Source organism: Campylobacter concisus (assembly GCF_003049085.1).
Taxonomy (GTDB): domain Bacteria; phylum Campylobacterota; class Campylobacteria; order Campylobacterales; family Campylobacteraceae; genus Campylobacter_A; species Campylobacter_A concisus_H.
This window is the reverse complement of sequence record NZ_PIQX01000002.1, coordinates 36441-52312: the sequence shown is the minus strand read 5'-3', so window position 1 is coordinate 52312 and position 15872 is coordinate 36441. Positions and strand designations below refer to the sequence as shown.

The window sequence follows — 15872 nt, the reverse complement described above, 5'->3', positions numbered from 1 at the left end:
AATGTTAGCACGCCTGATTGTCATTTGCTTCTTTGCTATAAATGCCTTCGGGTGTGCTCTTTGCTCGCTTTATAGCCCGACCGCTCACGTGAGCGTTAAATTTGACTCAAACGAAAACAATATCTCTACAATTGCTTTTTCATGGACATTTTCGCAAAATTTCTCAGAGCTTATGAGACAAAATTTTGACCTAAATCAGGATGAAAAGATAGATGAAAGCGAGATCAAAAAGATCCGCTTAAATTTACTTGATTATCTTGTGCCAAGGCACTATTTAACGAATATTGAGTACTTTTACAAAGATGAAAATGCTACAAAGCTTGAGCTAAATTTAAAAGAGTATAAACTCTATTTTGATGAGGGCAGATTAAAATTTGATGTTAGTTTTAAGACAAATTTGCTTATCAAAGATGGCTTTGTGGTGTCTGTCGAAATGGACGACAAAGAGGGATATTTTAATTTTAAATTTACACAAAATAACGCATTTTTAGTGTCAGATCAGTTTTGGACGATACCAAATCCAAATGCAAATTTAATATTTTTTACATTTTCAAGTAAGGCTGCAGCCAAAGCTCATAACGAAAAGCCTGCATTAAAAGAGCTTCTAAAAGAGCCGAACTCAGTAAATTTTGAAGATGAAAATTTAAGCCAGATCGATAAGATCGATGAAGCTAAGTTTGATCTTGTTTCAAAAACAAGTCTAAGCATGCTTGATAGATTAAAGCAAATTCTAAGAAATTTTGATCAAAAAAGTCCGCTCACTCTGCTATTTTTAGCGCTCATATCATTTGGTTATGGCTTTTTACACGCTGCATCTGCTGGACATGGCAAGGTGCTTACAAGCTCTTATTTTGCTGCAACTGGTGGAAGCTACACCAAAGCCTTTTTCTTCTCTTTAAAGATCGGATTTTTACATGTTGTGGGAGCGTTTATTTTTGTGCTTGCTAGTTTTATGATATTACGTGAGATCAGTAGCGATCTGACAAAAGATACAGCAAGCGTTACGACAGCATTTTCTGGCGTTATTATCTTTTTTGTAGCGATTTTTATGCTTTATAAAAAGGTCAAAATTTATCTTTCAAGCAAAAAAGAGTTAAATAAATTTTATATTTTTAGCTCAAGTTTAAGCCAAAATTTGAGTAAAAATACAAAATTTACTAGCGACTGTGGCTGTAATATCTGTACTACAAAAAAACCAAAAAACAAAGAAGAATGGCTGGTTGCAGCTGCAGCGGCACTTATTCCTTGTCCTGGCACGATACTTGTCTTTGTGCTAGCAAATGAGCTAGGCAGCTACTTTGCAGGCGTTATAAGTGGCCTATTTATGGCGCTTGGCATGAGCGCAGTGATATTTTTAGCGGCTGTTTTTGGAGCCAAGATAAATGAGAGCACAAACATTAAGTTAAAAAAGTTTAAAATCTATGCCGAATTTATGGCTCTTAGCGTTATGCTTTGGCTTGGACTTTTTATTTTTACTACGACATTTACGCAAAAGAGTCTGTTTTGAAAGAAATTATAAAAATTAAAAATTTAAACTTTAGCTACGATAAGCAAGTGGTTTTAGAAGGTATCAATTTAGATTATAGTAGCGATGAGTTTTTAGCTATCATCGGTCCAAATGGTGGTGGCAAAAGCACGCTTTTAAAGCTTATCTTAGGACTACTTAAGCCTCAAAGTGGCGAGATAAAGCTTTTTGGAAAAGAGCCAAGCGAAGTCAGTAAATTTATAGGCTATGTGCCTCAAAATTTTCTCTCAAATCAAAGCTTTCCGATGATGGTTTTAGAAGTAGTTTTAATGGGGCTAATCGATAAAAAAATTTTTGGTTTTTACTCGCGAGGTGAGAAACAAATGGCTCTTGCTGCCCTTGAGAAAGTTGGCATGAAAGAATTTGCAAGCGCTAGAATTGGTGAGCTAAGCGGTGGCCAAAGACAGCGTGTATATATCGCAAGAGCGCTTTGTGCAAATGCAAAGGTCCTCGTTTTAGACGAGCCAACAGCCAGTATCGATACAAAGGGTCAGGCTGAAATTTATGAAATTTTAAAAAATATAAATGCAAGTGGTGTTGGTGTAGTTTTGGTAAGTCACGATCTAAATATCGTGCTAAATTATGCTACAAAAATCGCCTATGTGAGTAAAAATTTACATATCCATAAAACTCATGAAGATACTGCAAAAAGAGAATTTATAGAGCATTTAGCAAAATCTCATAGCCATTTTTGCGATGTCGAGATCGCACTTGGCGAATGTGAGTGCAAAATCAAAAGTAATGTTTTTAAGCTAAAGAGATAAAATGAGTGAAATTTTAGAGTTAAATTTTATGCAAAATGCCTTTATTGCTGGCATTTTAGTTAGTATTATTTGTGGGCTCATAGGCTCACTCGTTGTTATAAATAAAATGACTTTTATCGCTGGCGGTATCGCGCACGGAGCATATGGCGGCATAGGACTTGCCTTTTTCTTCTCGCTTGAACCACTTCTTGGAGCTAGCATATTTTCACTCTTTTTAGCCCTTATAATCGCCACTATTACGCTAAAAGATAAAACCAACATCGACTCAGTTATCGGTGCTATTTGGGCATTTGGCATGGCTATTGGTATCATTTTTATCGATTTAACTCCGGGATACAATGCCGATCTTATGAGCTATCTTTTTGGCTCTATCTTAGCAGTAAGCGGGCAAGATATAACATGTATGAGTATTTTAGACATCTTATTTTTAGCACTCATTGCCCTTTTTTATCGTCAATTTGTAGCTATTAGCTTTGATGCAGAGTTTGCAAAGCTGCGCGGCGTAAATACAACATTTTTTCACTATTTATTAGTGTGCATGATGGCACTTTGTGTGGTGGCTACGATTCGTGTTGTTGGGCTGATTCTAGTCATCGCTCTTCTTACTATACCGCCATATTTAGCACAAATTTTTGCCAAAAGACTTGGGCTGATGATGCTAATCTCTACTATCTTTTCGGTCGTTTTTTGTTTTAGCGGTCTATTTATTAGCTTTTATTTTAATCTAACAGGAGGAGCTAGTATAATCTTAGTTGCTTCACTTTGCTTTTTTGCATTTTGTTTTAAATTTAAAAGCTTACGCCAGTAGCCCTTCTTAACTGATAAAGCGTCCAAAAGACGAAGCAAATGGCTGTGAGATAGACACTAAAAAATAGAGCTAGCCATATAAATTTTATCTCAAGACCAAAATAAAAAACTACAACGTAAAAAAGTGATCCTTGAAGTACAAATTGCCTAAATCCATTTAGCAAAAAGATGGCCACTGGGCGTTTTATGGCCTGAAGAGTACTGCCTGAGACATTTATCGTGCCATAAGCTATGTAAGCAAGAGAATTTATACCAAGATAAAGCCCTGCTATCTCCAAAACCACCGGCGTATCATCAAAAATTCTTATCATATCTTCACCAAAAAATCTAATAAAAACGCAAGCAAATACACAATAAATAAGCAAAAAAAGAAGCGAAATTTTATAGCATTGCTTAGCTCTTTTAAAATTTCTAGCACCATAGTTTCTTGAAACAATACTTAAAACCGCTGCGGCCATACCAATGGTCGGCAATACCAAAATTTGCTCTATCCTTAAAGCTATACCGTACCCCGCTACGGCATTTACGCCATAGTAGCTTATAAATTTTAAAAGCACAAGTGAGCCAAGCGACATCGATAGATAGTTTAAGCAAGCTGGTAGAGCTTGCTTTGCAATCTTTGCCCAAATGCCAAAATTTGGCACAAAATAGCTTAAATTTCTTGGCTCGATCATCTTAGCTTTTTTAACTTTTGCAAAAAGGTAGATCATGCCCAAAAGCTGAACACTAGCTGTTGCTAGAGCAAGTCCTTTTACGCCAAGGTCCAAAATAAATGCAAAAAAGTAGCAAAAAAATGCGTTAATAAAAAGGCCATAAAATAGCCAATTGCGGTAACTTTTTGTATCTCCAAGTGCCACAAGCACGCCGTTTAGAGATTTGATAATCAAGAAAAATGGTGCAGCAAGAAAGATAACACCTGCGTAATCAAGAGCCTCTTTTAAATAGTGATGATCGGCTCCTAAAAAAGTGAGCAAATTCGGTGCTAAAAAATAGCCACAAAACCCCATAAAAATAGCAAATACTAGCACAAAGATAATTCCATTTGCCGCATAAAATTTAGCCATTTTTATCTTTCCTGCTCCAAGGCTATTGCCTATTAGCGCAGTTAGTGCTGAGCCAAAACCAAGCCCAATGCCCACAATACTTAGATAAAGCAAAAAGCTCATAGCCATACCAGCTACGGCAAGGGTAGAAATTTTTGCTGCAAAAAATGTGCCGGTAACATTATAAAGAGTATTAAACATCATTGCGGTGCCGGCTGGAAGCGAAAGCGAGATGATGAGCTTATTTAACGGGTCTTTTAGTAAATCCATGGCTTGATTTTACGTTTTTTATCTTTAAAATTTGTAAAGAATAAAATCAATTAAATTTAATAAAAAGCCATTACTCATTAGCATAGTTAAGATTTGATATCTTTTGGCAACGCATTAAATCTTAGAAAGCTTATTTTTATGTATATAAATTGAAAGCTTATTTTTATGTATATAAATTATTTGTGTAAAAAATTTGTATTTCTATCAGTCTTTGTTATATTAGAAATTTAGTAGGCCAAATATCATAAAAAGCAAGGAAAATACCTTGCTAAAAATTTTATTTATATTTTATGCCCATGCCGCCAAATTTAAGCGAATTAGCTGTCTTGTTGTCGGCAGTACTTTCGATTAAGGCTTTAACATCTACTAAGCCTGGCAATTTCCAAACTTGTTCACAAAGACCGCCTACGCTAATAGTCATCTTTATCTCACCATTAGTGTTGTTTCCAGCACCCACTTCTAGGCACTTATCATTTTTTGCATTTACTGGATTCTTAACATTTGACATCTTTTTAACAGCATCTGCACCAGAAGCAAATTCGCCTTGTGAAGTATAGTAAGAACCCAAGTCCGAAATAAGTGTTTGTATATTTGAAGCAGTTTTTGATATCTCTGCATCATCCCTTGTTGCAGCTAGTTTTGGTATAGCAACCGCAGCTAATATGCCCAATATAACGATCACGAAGATCAACTCAATCATCGTAAAGCCTTTTTTCATGACTTCTCCTCCCTGAAATATAAATATTTTCTAAATCGAGCGAATTGTATCATAAATTTCAAAAAACAATAAAATAATGTACTATATAAAAAATCAAAAATTTGCCGATATAAAAAAGAAAATTAAAAATTAGGGGCGTTATGAAGGGCGTTATAATTTGTCTATTTATCATCACGATTTCATTTTGTAAATATGAATCCTACAAACCTCTTACGGTAGTAAAATATAATGAAGAAAAGGCTCTGCTTGGCAAAAAACTCTTTTTTGACAAAAGGCTAAGTCCAAATGAAAACTACTCTTGTCAAACTTGTCACAACCTGTATTGGAATTTAAGCGGAAGCAACCAAGATAGCATGGAAAAAGGCACTTTAAATCCTCCAACCATATTAAACGCTGCAGCAAACTATCTATTTTATAGCGATGCAAAGATTAGCAATTTAAAGGATCAAGTAAAAGAGTCCATAACTTCTAGAATAGAACTAAACTCAGATAATGACAAGATAGTGGATTCTGTAAATAATATCTCTGAGTACAAAATTTTATTTAAAAAAATTTATAATGACGGCATTAATTTTGATAATATTGTAGATGCAATAGCTGAGTTTGAGAAGGCTGTCTTGAGTATTGATTCGCCATTTGATCGTTTTATATCAGGTGATAACAATGCCATAGACGATAGCGCAAAGAAAGGATTTGAGATATTTAATAATATAGGCTGTGCCGCTTGTCACAATGGTAGAAATTTGGGAGGAAATTTGACACAAGATATTGGCCGAGAAAGAATTTCTGCCCTAGATGCAAACAAAAGATTAAGAAGAGTGCCATCACTAAGAAATGTTACAAAAACTGCCCCATATTTATCCCATGGAGAGATAAATGATCTAAAAGAGGCTATAAGCTTTATTGGTAACTACCAGCTAGGATATGAGTTTAGCAAAGATGAAATTGATGCTTTATACTCATTTTTTCTAACATTAAATGGTAAAAAGCCTAGGATACTAAATGAGTACTAAACGAATAAAAACCATACTTAGCGTCTTAGTAGCTATATTTTTCATTAGTGCATTTTTTATATATAAAGCAAATATAGCCATTGATACGGCTCATAAATTTGATGATGGAATTTTAAATCTAAAATTTATAGACAATGAGATAACTTTTTCTTTAAATAATATTTATGATGTCTCAAACTACGACAAACTCAATGCTGACATAAATTCTTTTGATACAAATTTGAGCAACCTTTCAATGCTTAGTGATGAGATGCTGTTGTTTCATCAAAATGAAATAACAAAAGATCTACAAAACATAAGAGATGTATTTAGTAAAAAAGTATTTTTTTTACAAAGATCAGCTTATGTAAACTCATCTATAGATTCTTATATCCAAATAAGTCAATATGAGATACAAAATCTAGCACTTCCAAATAAGCTTGAGCCTATATTTTATGCGATAAAAGGTGCTTTGATGCTTAGTCCTGAAGTAATAGATGAAATTTCAAAGCAAATAAAAATGTATAAAAACGAGTATAAAGATAACCAAAAAGCTCAAAATGTATTAGACAAGATACTTTATGCAGCTCAAGCTACAAAAACTTTACATACAATCTCAAATAGTGCAAAAGAGCTACATCTTGATAATCTGATAGAAAATTTTAGAAACAAAATCCTAGAATTTCACTCTGATGAGGTGAATAACGCAAAAATAGCTCAAATAATTTGCTTACTTGCATTTATAATATTTTGTGCATTTGGCCTATATCAAATTAAAATGGCCTCAGAGCGTTTAAGACAGATAAAACTCTTAAGATCCACGGTTGAAAACGATCATAGCTCTATTATCTATTGCGATAAATACAATAGAATTTCATACGTAAATAAAACCTTTGAAGAAAAAACTGGCTACAAGCTAAAGGATGTAATCGGTAAAAATCCTAGAATACTAAAATCATATATGCACCCACAAAGCTTTTATGAATCCATAAAAGATGCTCTGCAAAAATCTCTACCTTGGGAGAGTGATGAGCTTATAAGCAGAACAAAAAGCGGTGATTTTTTATATGAAAAGGTAAAATTTTCACCATTTTTCTTTAAGAATAAATTTGAGGGCTATATAGCGGTAAAACTTGATAGGACTAAAGAGGCGCTAATACTAAACGAGCTAACTCAAAAAAATGAACAAATAAAAATACAATCTTCAATCGATAAGCTAACAGGCTTTGGCAACTACTTTGCTTTAACTGAAATTTTAGACGCGCAAAAAGATGGAGTGCTAATTTGCTTAAGCATTAAAAATTTTAAGATTTTAAGATTCTTTTATCAAACTAAGATTATCGATGCAATGCTAAAAGCAGTAGCTGATACACTAAAGCTTTGCATAGATGCTTCTGAGATAAAAGCAAAGCTATTTAGATTTCAAGATGACGCATTTTATATGTGGTATGAAGGCGATAACATCGTAAGAGATATTGAATATATAAGAGAATATTTTGGCTCAAATAGAATAAATGTCGCTATTGATGAAAAATTTGAAAACTTACCAGGCATAAAAATGGTATTTGGTGTTTCATTGCCAAACGATACACCACAAACTAACCGCCTAATGCAATCAGTCCTTGCAAATCAGCTCGCAATAGAAAATGGTAGCAATATTTACTACTATCTAGAAAATGACGCCATTGAGATGAAATATCACAAAAACCAGCTGGCAGTTCAGCTAATCGAAGATGCATTAGAAAACGATAGAGTCATCGTAGAAGCACAAGGCATCTTTAACTTAGAAGAAAATGAAACCGAAGCAAAGTATTATGAAGTTTTGGTTCGTATAATCGATCAAAATGGCAAGATACACTATCCGGGCGAATTTTTAGATATTGCCATGAAAACGCAACTATATCCGCAAATAACCAAAAAGGTGATAAGTCTTGCGTTTGATCTTGCCAAGAGATATCCAGATTATATGTTCTCAATAAATTTATCAATTACCGATATTGCTGATGCTAGTATGAGAGAGCTTATAGAGAGCAAGCTAAACGAGTGCAAAGATCCTAATAAAATTTGCTTTGAAATGCTAGAGAGTGAAGAGCTTAGCGACTATGTTGCGGTAAATTCTTTCATAAAACGCGTCAAAGGCTATGGATGTAAAATTTCGATTGATGACTTTGGCTCAGGATACTCAAACTACTACCGAATTTTAGAGCTTGATATAGACACCATAAAGATAGATGGCTCGATAATCAAAAAGCTTCCATTTGATGAAAATGCTAGAGTTCTAGTAGAAACCATCGTAAGCTTTGCAAAAAAACAAGGCCACAAAATAGTAGCCGAGTTTGTAAGTTCAGAAGAAATTTTAAATCAAATCAAAAATTTTGAAATACCTTACGCACAAGGTTTCTTACTAGGCAAGCCTCGTAGAATGGAATAGTGGCTAAATTTCTATATCTATGCCAACCGGGCAGTGATCGCTGCCTGTGATCTCTGGCAAGATAAATGCGTCTTTTAGCCTATCTTTTAATCCTTGTGAAATAAAAAAATAATCAATCCTCCAGCCAACATTTTTCGCCCTTGCATTAAAGCGGTAGCTCCACCACGAGTAAGCGTCCGCTACGTCGCCATTTATAGCTCTAAAAGTATCTATAAAACCACTTTTTAGTACCTCATCTATCCATGCTCGCTCGATAGGCAAAAAGCCTGAAGTCTTGGCATTTACCTTTGGATTTTTAAGGTCGATCTCGCGGTGAGCGGTATTTACATCACCACAAAATATCACCTCTTTGCCGCTTTTTACAAGTTCTTTGCAGTAAGCTAGAAATTTCTCGTAAAAGTACATTTTATAGGCTAGTCGCTCGTCATCCTTTTGGCCATTTGGAAAATAGATATTAAAAAGCACGATATCGCCAAATCTATGCTCCAAAACACGCCCCTCCGTGTCATCAAAGAAGGCCGCCTTTTGTGTAGAAATGTCAAAATTTGCTAGGCTCATCACACCAGAGTATCCGGCCCTCTCACCCGAGTTTACACTTATATCTTTAAAGCCAAGGTTATAAATTTCCTTTGGCACGTCACTTTCTTTGACCTTGATCTCTTGAAGTGCCAAGAAATCAGGCTTTATCTCATCAAGCCAACCAAAGCCATCTTTTGTTACAAGTGCTCTAAGGCCATTTACATTCCAGCTAATAAGTTTCAAATTTCATCCTTTTTTTAATTATAATTATGCCAAAAATCACAAAAAGGAAAATTATGAGAAACCAGCCAGAGTATAAATTTTTTAAAAATTTTGGCTACGCAAGAGAGGGTTTGGCTGAAATTTTCAAAAATGAAAAGAGCTTTAGGATAGAAATTTGCATATTTTTATTAGCAACACTATCGCTATTTTTTTGGAATTTTGACCTTGTTTTTAATCTATTTTTGATCTTTAGCATGGCATTTGTGCTAGTTTGCGAGTGCCTAAACTCTGGCTTAGAGCGAGTAACTGATCTTGCAAGCCCAGACTATCACGCCCTAGCAAAGGCGGCAAAAGATGCAGGAAGTGCAGCTGTGATGATCGCAAATTTCTTATGTGGCGCGCTTTGGTGCATGGCAATAGGGTATAAAATTTGGGGCTAGTATGAATGAAAAAATTTACAAGGCAATCATTGGTGAGAAAAAGGTAGAAATTATAAATTTGCTAGTTAAAAGCTGTGATGAAAATGGCTTTATTGTAGTAAAAATTTCAGAAATTTGTGAAAAGCTAGATGTGAGCAAACCAACCGTGATAAGCACGTTTAAGTTGCTTGAAGAGAAGAAAATTTTTGAGCGAGTGAAAAACGGAGTTTATAGATTTAAAAATTTATAGTGGTGAGCAAACGCTTACCGCATCTTTTTATCCTATAGTCTTAGTAGTGATCATGCCAAATGTTAAGTGGTCAGTTATCATGACTGGACCTAGACGAATGGCTCATGAACGCCACCTGTGATCTCGCCGGCTGCATATAAATTTGGTATAGGCATAGCTGTTTGAGAGCTTATGACATGGACTTTTGTATTGATACTTAGACCACCTATTGTGTGGTGAACTTTTGGCATGCTACACTCTGCATAAAATGATGGATAGGCTACAAAAGTAAAAAGTAATATAAATTTTAGCTATAAAATTTTTAAGTAAATAGCTTTAAAAATATTTACTACAACTTCTTTAAATTTATAACTTGGCTGATAATTTTTAGAGTATTTTAGATTTTAGCTTAAGAATAGAATTTAGTTTAGAAGAACGGAGCAAAATTGCTCCGTAAATTATTTAACACCAACTATAATTTGAGTTGCTTTGATGATTGCAGTTACTTTATCTCCTACTTTTAAAGCTAGGCTGCTAACTGACTCTCTTGTGATGATAGCTGAAATTTTACTGCCATTTACATCGATAATAACTTCAGTATTTACAGCTCCGTCTTTTATCTCGCTAACAACACCTTTGATTTGGTTTGTTGCACTAAGCTTGATGCTGTCATCTTTTGAAACGATAACGCTTGAAGCTTTGAATAAAAATATAGCTTTTTTACCAACTTTAAGATCAAGACCTTTTTCACTATCAACCGTAACAGTCGCTTTTAGCACCTCACCGCCTGCAAGCTTAGCAGATATTAGCGAATTTACCGCACCTGTTCTTACTTCTGTGATCTCAACATTTAGTTGATTTCTTGCACTTATTGACATTTTATCTCCTTGTTTTGAATTAAATTATGGTGAAATTGTAAGGTAGAATTATTAAGCAAAACTTAAAAGCTATTTATACAAAATTATAATATCAAAAATAAAAATTTTATACTTTTAAATGCCCTATAAATTGCTATTTGAGAAATAAAATCTAAAAATTTAATTTATATTGTTTTAAAAAAAACGAGAAAAAATATTACTAACTACTACTTCTAAATATCTATTTTTGTAAAATTCTTGTAAATTTGACTTTAAAGATTGGTAAATTTAAAAGTATTTTAAGCTAAAGTAATATTTTTAGGTAAAGAAATAAATTATAAAATTTGAAAGTTTAAATACCAGCTTCTAGCATGGCTTCTGCTTGATAGTGAGTGATAAGCGGCTCAATGATCTCGTCAAATAGCCCTGCAGCCATGATCGCATCAAGGCGATAAAGTGTTAAATTTATGCGGTGATCGCTTATGCGGTTTTGCGGATAGTTATAAGTTCTTATCCTACCTGAGCGGTCTCCAGTGCCAACTTGGCTCTTTCGCTCACTAGTTTCTTTTGCAAGTCTCTCTTGCTCTTGAAGCTCATAAAGTCTAGCTTTTAGCACCTTCATCGCAGCTTCTTTGTTTTTGTGCTGACTCTTACCATCTTGGTTTGTTACAACAAGTCCTGTTGGTATATGCGTGATTCTAACGGCACTATCAGTTGTATTTACTGACTGACCGCCATGGCCTGAGCTTCTCATCACATCGACTCTTATATCATTTGGATTGATCTCGATCTCACTATCCTCAACCTCTGGCATGATAGCCACAGTCACAGCTGAAGTATGCACCCTGCCCTGGCTCTCAGTCTCTGGTACACGCTGAACTCTGTGTGTACCACCTTCAAATTTTAGTCTTGAGTAAGCGCCTTTGCCTTTTATAAGCACGATGATCTCTTTAAAACCGCCAGTATTGCCTTCGCTTTGGCTAACTATCTCAAATTTATATCCTCGAAGCTCTGCATATCTAATGTAAGCATTAAAAAGATCTCCAACAAATAGCGCAGCCTCATCGCCACCAGTACCTGCGCGAATTTCTAAAAATATATTTTTATCATCATTTGGATCTTTTGGAAGAAGTAAAATTTTTATCTCTTCTTCAAGCTTCTCTCTTGAAATTTCTAAATTTTTAAGCTCCTCTTTTGCAAGCTCACCAAGCTCAGAATCTTCAAGTAGGGCTTTATTTTCATCGATGTCTTTTAAAATTTCTAGATATTTTGTTGAGGCAGATGCGACTGGTTCGATAGATGATTGCTCTTTTGAGAGCTTTGTCATCTTTTCGATATCGTTTGCTATATTTGGATCGCTAAGAAGCGTAGAAATTTCATTATAGCGATCCAAAAATGGATGAAGTTTATCAGCAAACATTAAATTTTATAAATTAAGCAGCTTTTAGAGTATTTACTAATTGTGCAAGACGACTAACGCGACGAGCAGCAGTTTGTTTCTTCAAAAAGCCTCTACTTACGAAGCTGTGGATACTTTTATTAGCAACTTTTAAAGCTTCATTTGCAGCATTTAGATCTTTAGCTTCTACAGCTACACGCACTGCTTTTGTTATATTTTTAAGTCTTGTGCGGTAAAATCTATTTCTTTCTGTTCTTTTTATAGTTTGTCTAGCTCTTTTTTCAGCAGATTTATGGTTTGCCATAATATACCTTTTTGAATAATTTTAGTCGGTGATTATATTAAAGATATAATAAATTTAACCTTAATTTAAGTCATCCTTAATGAAAGTAAAATTTTAGATTTTAAATTAGGTAAATTCTGATAAAATAGCACAATTTTATAATAAAAAGGATAAATTGATGAAACTTTTTGGAACAGACGGAGTTCGTGGTAAGGCTGGCGAAAAGCTTTCAGCTCAAACATCTATGCGCCTTGCAATGGCTGCTGGAATTTACTTTAGAAAGACCTCAGCGACAAATGTGATTTTAGTTGGAAAAGATACTAGAAAAAGTGGCTATATGATCGAAACTGCCATCGTTGCAGGACTAACTGCAGTTGGCTACAACGTCCTTCAAATAGGCCCTATGCCAACGCCTGCAATCGCATTTTTAACAGAAAATATGCGCTGTGACGCTGGCATAATGATAAGCGCCTCACACAACCCATACTACGATAACGGCATCAAATTTTTTGATAGCTTTGGCAACAAACTTGATGAGACGATAGAGGCCGAGATAGAAAAAATCTTCTACGACGATGAGCTCATCGCAAACGCCCAAAAAACGATGACAGAGATCGGTGCAAACAAGAGGATCGACGATGTTATCGGCAGATATATCGTGCAGATCAAAAATTCATTCCCAAAAGAGCTAAATTTAAAGAATTTACGAGTAGTTTTAGACGTGGCAAACGGAGCTGCTTACAAGGTCGCACCAACTGTATTTAGCGAGCTTGGAGCTGATGTCATCGTCATAAACGACGAGCCAAATGGTAGCAACATCAACCAAAACTGCGGCGCACTTCACCCAGAAGATCTAGCAAGCGAGGTAAAAAGGCTTCGTGCCGACATCGGCTTTGCATTTGACGGCGATGCTGATAGGCTTGTCGTTGTCGATGAAAACGGCGAAGTTGTGCATGGCGACGCGATACTTGGCTCACTAGCTGCATTTTTACACGAGCAAAAGGCGCTAAAAGGTGGAGCCATCGTGGCTACTGTGATGAGTAACGCCGCACTTGATGACTATCTAAAAGCTCACAAGATCAAGCTACTTCGCTCAAACGTAGGCGATAAATACGTGCTTGAGATGATGAAAGAAAATGGCATAAATTTTGGCGGCGAGCAAAGCGGTCACGTCATATTTAACGACTACGCTAAGACTGGGGACGGCCTTGTTACTTCGATGCAAGTCGTTGCGATGATGCTTAAAAAAGGTAAAAAAGCTAGTGAAATTTTTGGCGAGCTAAAGCCATATCCGCAAATTTTGCTAAATTTAAAGATCACAGAGAAAAAGCCGCTTGATAAGATAGAGGGACTAAAAGAGCTTGAGGCTAGCCTCGCAAAAGAGGGCATAAGATCGCTCTTTAGATACTCTGGCACTGAAAATTTGATCAGACTTTTGCTTGAAGGCAAAAATCAAACTTTAGTTGAAAAACGCATGGATGAAGTTGAGAATTTTTTTGTAAAAGCCCTAAATGCGTAAAAGCTTAGTTAAATTTTTTATCGCGTTTTTTCTCATCTTTATTGTTGATCAAGCGATAAAGATGATATTTATAGATGGTTTTTCGTGGGAGGGCGAGTTTTTCTCGCTAGTTCTTACATATAATAAGGGCGTTGCATTTTCGATGTTTGCCTTTTTGGATGAGTGGCTTAAATTTATCCAGATAGCCCTTATTTTAGGCGTTTTTGTCTATCTAGTCGTTGAGAAAAAGCTGCTTTGCTCGCATGCTATTTGGCTTGGAGCTTTGCTAGGAGCTGGCAGCTCAAATATCACAGATAGATTTATCCATGGCGGCGTCGTGGATTACGTCTTTTGGCACAAGTGGTTTAACTTTGCAGTCTTTAACTTCGCTGATGTGATGATCGATCTTTGCGTCGTGATGATACTTTGGCAAAGTTTTAGAAAAAGGAGAGAGAGTGGCAAATAATATCTACGTCGCATACGCGCTTTGGCTACTTACTGGCTGGCTTGGAGCGCATAGAATTTACCTTGGTAAATTTATCACTGGCTTTTTGATGATGGGACTATTTTTCGTTGGATATGCTACGTTTTATTTCATTATAGGCATACCATTTTTAATCATCTGGGGCATTTGGTGGCTTATAGATGCATTTTTAGTTGGTGCTTATGTAGAGAAAAATTTACAAAAAGTCGAGCTAAAAGAGAGACTAAAACTAAAAGATAAAAAAGAAGACCTAAAAAGGCTTTACGAGCTTTTTGAGAGTGGTGCGATCAGCAAGGCCGAATTTGAAGCTAGAAAAGAGATACTTTTTAGATAAGGAGACATTATGATAGACTATTATAATTACTTAAAATACCTCCACTATTTGTTTTTCATCTCGTGGATGGCAGTGCTGTTTTATCAGCCAAGGCTCTACGTTTATCACGTAGAAAACATGGACAAACCTGACTTTGTAAAAGTGGTCGAAGTGATGGAGTACAAGATGTATCACTACATCGGCTGGGTCGCACTCATCGGCTCATTTGTCACTGGCATTTTGATACTTATCGCGATGCCTGATCTTATACAAACTGGTCACATACACGTCAAAATTTTAGTTGTCATCTTGATGGCTATCTATCACCTAGACCTTGGACGCTACATGAAGCAGCTCAAAGAAAAACGCTGTACCAAAAGTGGCATCTTCTTTAGAGCCTACAACGAAGTGCCAACTATCGCGATGCTCATCATCATCTGGGTAATGATAGTAAATCCATTTTAAAGGAATTTGATGAAGAAATTTTTAGCATTTATCGCTTTGCCAGCGCTCTTGCTCGCAGCTACTCAGTATTTTGAGCCGATGCAGATAAAATTTGACAACAGACTCTACTCGCTAGCAGGCTCAGCCAAGCCTGTGCCAAATTTATTCACGCAGGAGTATTTGCTCCCTGGCGAGAAGATAGATAGTTTTAGCTACATGCTCTCGCTAAATACCCTTAAATTTGACGCTACGCCAGAGCAAGCGGTCGAGCAAAAGATAAATGATCTAAAAGAGCTAAAAGCAAAAGGGCTAAAAGTGGCTTATAAAAAGGGCTCACTCGCAAATGAAATTTATCTTGATATAACGATATTTTCAAACCTAAATGGCGTGCCAACAGCCGAGCACTCGATATATCGCTACACCAAACAAGGCGGAAATTTAGTCCTTTTCACCATCCAAAGGCGTGCTTATAAAAAAGAGGGCATTCAAAGATTTGCTACAAATTTCACGATCGAGTCGCAAGACTTTAGCAAAAAAGCCCTAGCCACACCTTTCCCACAAATCATCAGCAAATAAAGAAATTTGAGTGTAAATTTAGCCTTTTGCACTCAAATTTTAAAACCAGACTTAACAAATTTATCTAAAAATAAAACGA

The 15872-nt window shown here is 35.7% G+C and carries 18 protein-coding genes and 1 pseudogene; 12 read left to right on the top strand and 7 right to left on the bottom strand.

Features of this window, described 5'->3' with window-relative positions; all coding sequences use genetic code 11:
- Window position 1: 1 nt before the first annotated feature.
- The 3 genes from CVT13_RS02520 to CVT13_RS02510 are packed head-to-tail and all read left to right on the top strand — an operon-like array spanning window position 2 to window position 3097.
- Complete coding sequence (locus tag CVT13_RS02520) at window positions 2-1507, top strand: nickel/cobalt transporter (RefSeq protein ID WP_107811500.1); 1506 nt, start codon at window positions 2-4, stop codon at window positions 1505-1507.
- Window positions 1504-2289, top strand: coding sequence for a metal ABC transporter ATP-binding protein (locus tag CVT13_RS02515; protein WP_084041801.1), 786 nt, complete (start codon window positions 1504-1506; stop codon window positions 2287-2289). Before CVT13_RS02520 ends, CVT13_RS02515 begins: the two co-directional genes overlap by 4 nt.
- A gap of 1 nt (window position 2290) precedes the next feature.
- Window positions 2291-3097: a metal ABC transporter permease gene (locus tag CVT13_RS02510; RefSeq protein ID WP_107811499.1), complete on the top strand. Its 807-nt coding sequence runs from the start codon at window positions 2291-2293 to the stop codon at window positions 3095-3097.
- Here the strand turns inward: CVT13_RS02510 and CVT13_RS02505 are convergent.
- Window positions 3078-4409: an MATE family efflux transporter gene (locus tag CVT13_RS02505; RefSeq protein ID WP_107811498.1), complete on the bottom strand. Its 1332-nt coding sequence runs from the start codon at window positions 4407-4409 to the stop codon at window positions 3078-3080. The genes CVT13_RS02510 and CVT13_RS02505 overlap by 20 nt on opposite strands.
- Before the next feature lie 277 nt (window positions 4410-4686).
- Window positions 4687-5127: a type II secretion system protein gene (locus CVT13_RS02500; protein ID WP_107811497.1), complete on the bottom strand. Its 441-nt coding sequence runs from the start codon at window positions 5125-5127 to the stop codon at window positions 4687-4689.
- A gap of 140 nt (window positions 5128-5267) precedes the next feature.
- On the opposite strand from CVT13_RS02500, the gene CVT13_RS02495 reads away from it, so the two are divergent.
- Together CVT13_RS02495 and CVT13_RS02490 are read left to right on the top strand one after the other, a co-directional pair.
- Window positions 5268-6140 carry a cytochrome-c peroxidase gene (locus CVT13_RS02495; RefSeq protein WP_107811496.1) on the top strand — a complete coding sequence of 291 codons (873 nt, stop codon included), beginning with the start codon at window positions 5268-5270 and terminating at the stop codon, window positions 6138-6140.
- Window positions 6130-8550, top strand: a complete 2421-nt coding sequence (locus CVT13_RS02490; protein WP_107811495.1) for a GGDEF domain-containing phosphodiesterase — start codon at window positions 6130-6132, stop codon at window positions 8548-8550. The genes CVT13_RS02495 and CVT13_RS02490 overlap by 11 nt, the downstream gene beginning before the upstream one ends.
- Window positions 8551-8553: 3 nt before the next feature.
- Here the strand turns inward: CVT13_RS02490 and CVT13_RS02485 are convergent, their stop codons facing one another.
- Window positions 8554-9312, bottom strand: a complete 759-nt coding sequence (locus tag CVT13_RS02485) for an exodeoxyribonuclease III (RefSeq protein WP_107811494.1) — start codon at window positions 9310-9312, stop codon at window positions 8554-8556.
- Between the two features lie 53 nt (window positions 9313-9365).
- On the opposite strand from CVT13_RS02485, the gene CVT13_RS02480 reads away from it, so the two are divergent.
- A complete protein-coding gene (locus CVT13_RS02480) occupies window positions 9366-9731 on the top strand; it encodes a diacylglycerol kinase (RefSeq protein ID WP_107811493.1) in 366 nt (121 codons plus the stop codon).
- A gap of 1 nt (window position 9732) precedes the next feature.
- On the top strand, window positions 9733-9960 hold the full coding sequence (locus tag CVT13_RS02475; protein ID WP_107811492.1) for a replication/maintenance protein RepL: 228 nt from the start codon (window positions 9733-9735) through the stop codon (window positions 9958-9960).
- 27 nt (window positions 9961-9987) lie between these two features.
- Here the strand turns inward: CVT13_RS02475 and CVT13_RS02470 are convergent.
- The 4 genes and pseudogenes from CVT13_RS02470 to rpsT all read right to left on the bottom strand — a co-directional run.
- A pseudogene (locus tag CVT13_RS02470) lies at window positions 9988-10223 on the bottom strand (FAD-binding protein); the annotation flags it as partial.
- A gap of 174 nt (window positions 10224-10397) precedes the next feature.
- On the bottom strand, window positions 10398-10817 hold the full coding sequence (locus CVT13_RS02465) for a TOBE domain-containing protein (protein ID WP_107811491.1): 420 nt from the start codon (window positions 10815-10817) through the stop codon (window positions 10398-10400).
- A gap of 331 nt (window positions 10818-11148) precedes the next feature.
- Complete coding sequence (prfA, locus tag CVT13_RS02460) at window positions 11149-12216, bottom strand: peptide chain release factor 1 (RefSeq protein ID WP_107811490.1); 1068 nt, start codon at window positions 12214-12216, stop codon at window positions 11149-11151.
- A 13-nt stretch (window positions 12217-12229) separates the two neighbouring features.
- Window positions 12230-12499, bottom strand: a complete 270-nt coding sequence (rpsT, locus tag CVT13_RS02455; protein ID WP_004317319.1) for a 30S ribosomal protein S20 — start codon at window positions 12497-12499, stop codon at window positions 12230-12232.
- A gap of 157 nt (window positions 12500-12656) precedes the next feature.
- Here rpsT and glmM point away from each other — a divergent pair, with 157 nt between their 5' ends.
- Genes glmM through CVT13_RS02430 form a run of 5 tightly spaced genes read left to right on the top strand, consistent with a single transcriptional unit; the run spans window position 12657 to window position 15793 of the window.
- Window positions 12657-13997 (top strand): phosphoglucosamine mutase, encoded by a 1341-nt coding sequence (glmM, locus tag CVT13_RS02450; RefSeq protein WP_107811489.1) that lies wholly within the window; start codon window positions 12657-12659, stop codon window positions 13995-13997.
- Entirely contained in the window at window positions 13990-14442 is a 453-nt protein-coding gene (lspA, locus tag CVT13_RS02445; protein ID WP_021086998.1) for a signal peptidase II, read from the top strand. The genes glmM and lspA overlap by 8 nt, the downstream gene beginning before the upstream one ends.
- Window positions 14432-14794 carry an NINE protein gene (locus CVT13_RS02440; RefSeq protein WP_107811488.1) on the top strand — a complete coding sequence of 121 codons (363 nt, stop codon included), beginning with the start codon at window positions 14432-14434 and terminating at the stop codon, window positions 14792-14794. The genes lspA and CVT13_RS02440 overlap by 11 nt, the downstream gene beginning before the upstream one ends.
- Before the next feature lie 9 nt (window positions 14795-14803).
- Window positions 14804-15238 carry a CopD family protein gene (locus CVT13_RS02435; RefSeq protein ID WP_107811487.1) on the top strand — a complete coding sequence of 145 codons (435 nt, stop codon included), beginning with the start codon at window positions 14804-14806 and terminating at the stop codon, window positions 15236-15238.
- A gap of 9 nt (window positions 15239-15247) precedes the next feature.
- On the top strand, window positions 15248-15793 hold the full coding sequence (locus CVT13_RS02430) for a hypothetical protein (protein WP_021086664.1): 546 nt from the start codon (window positions 15248-15250) through the stop codon (window positions 15791-15793).
- Window positions 15794-15872: the final 79 nt, after the last annotated feature.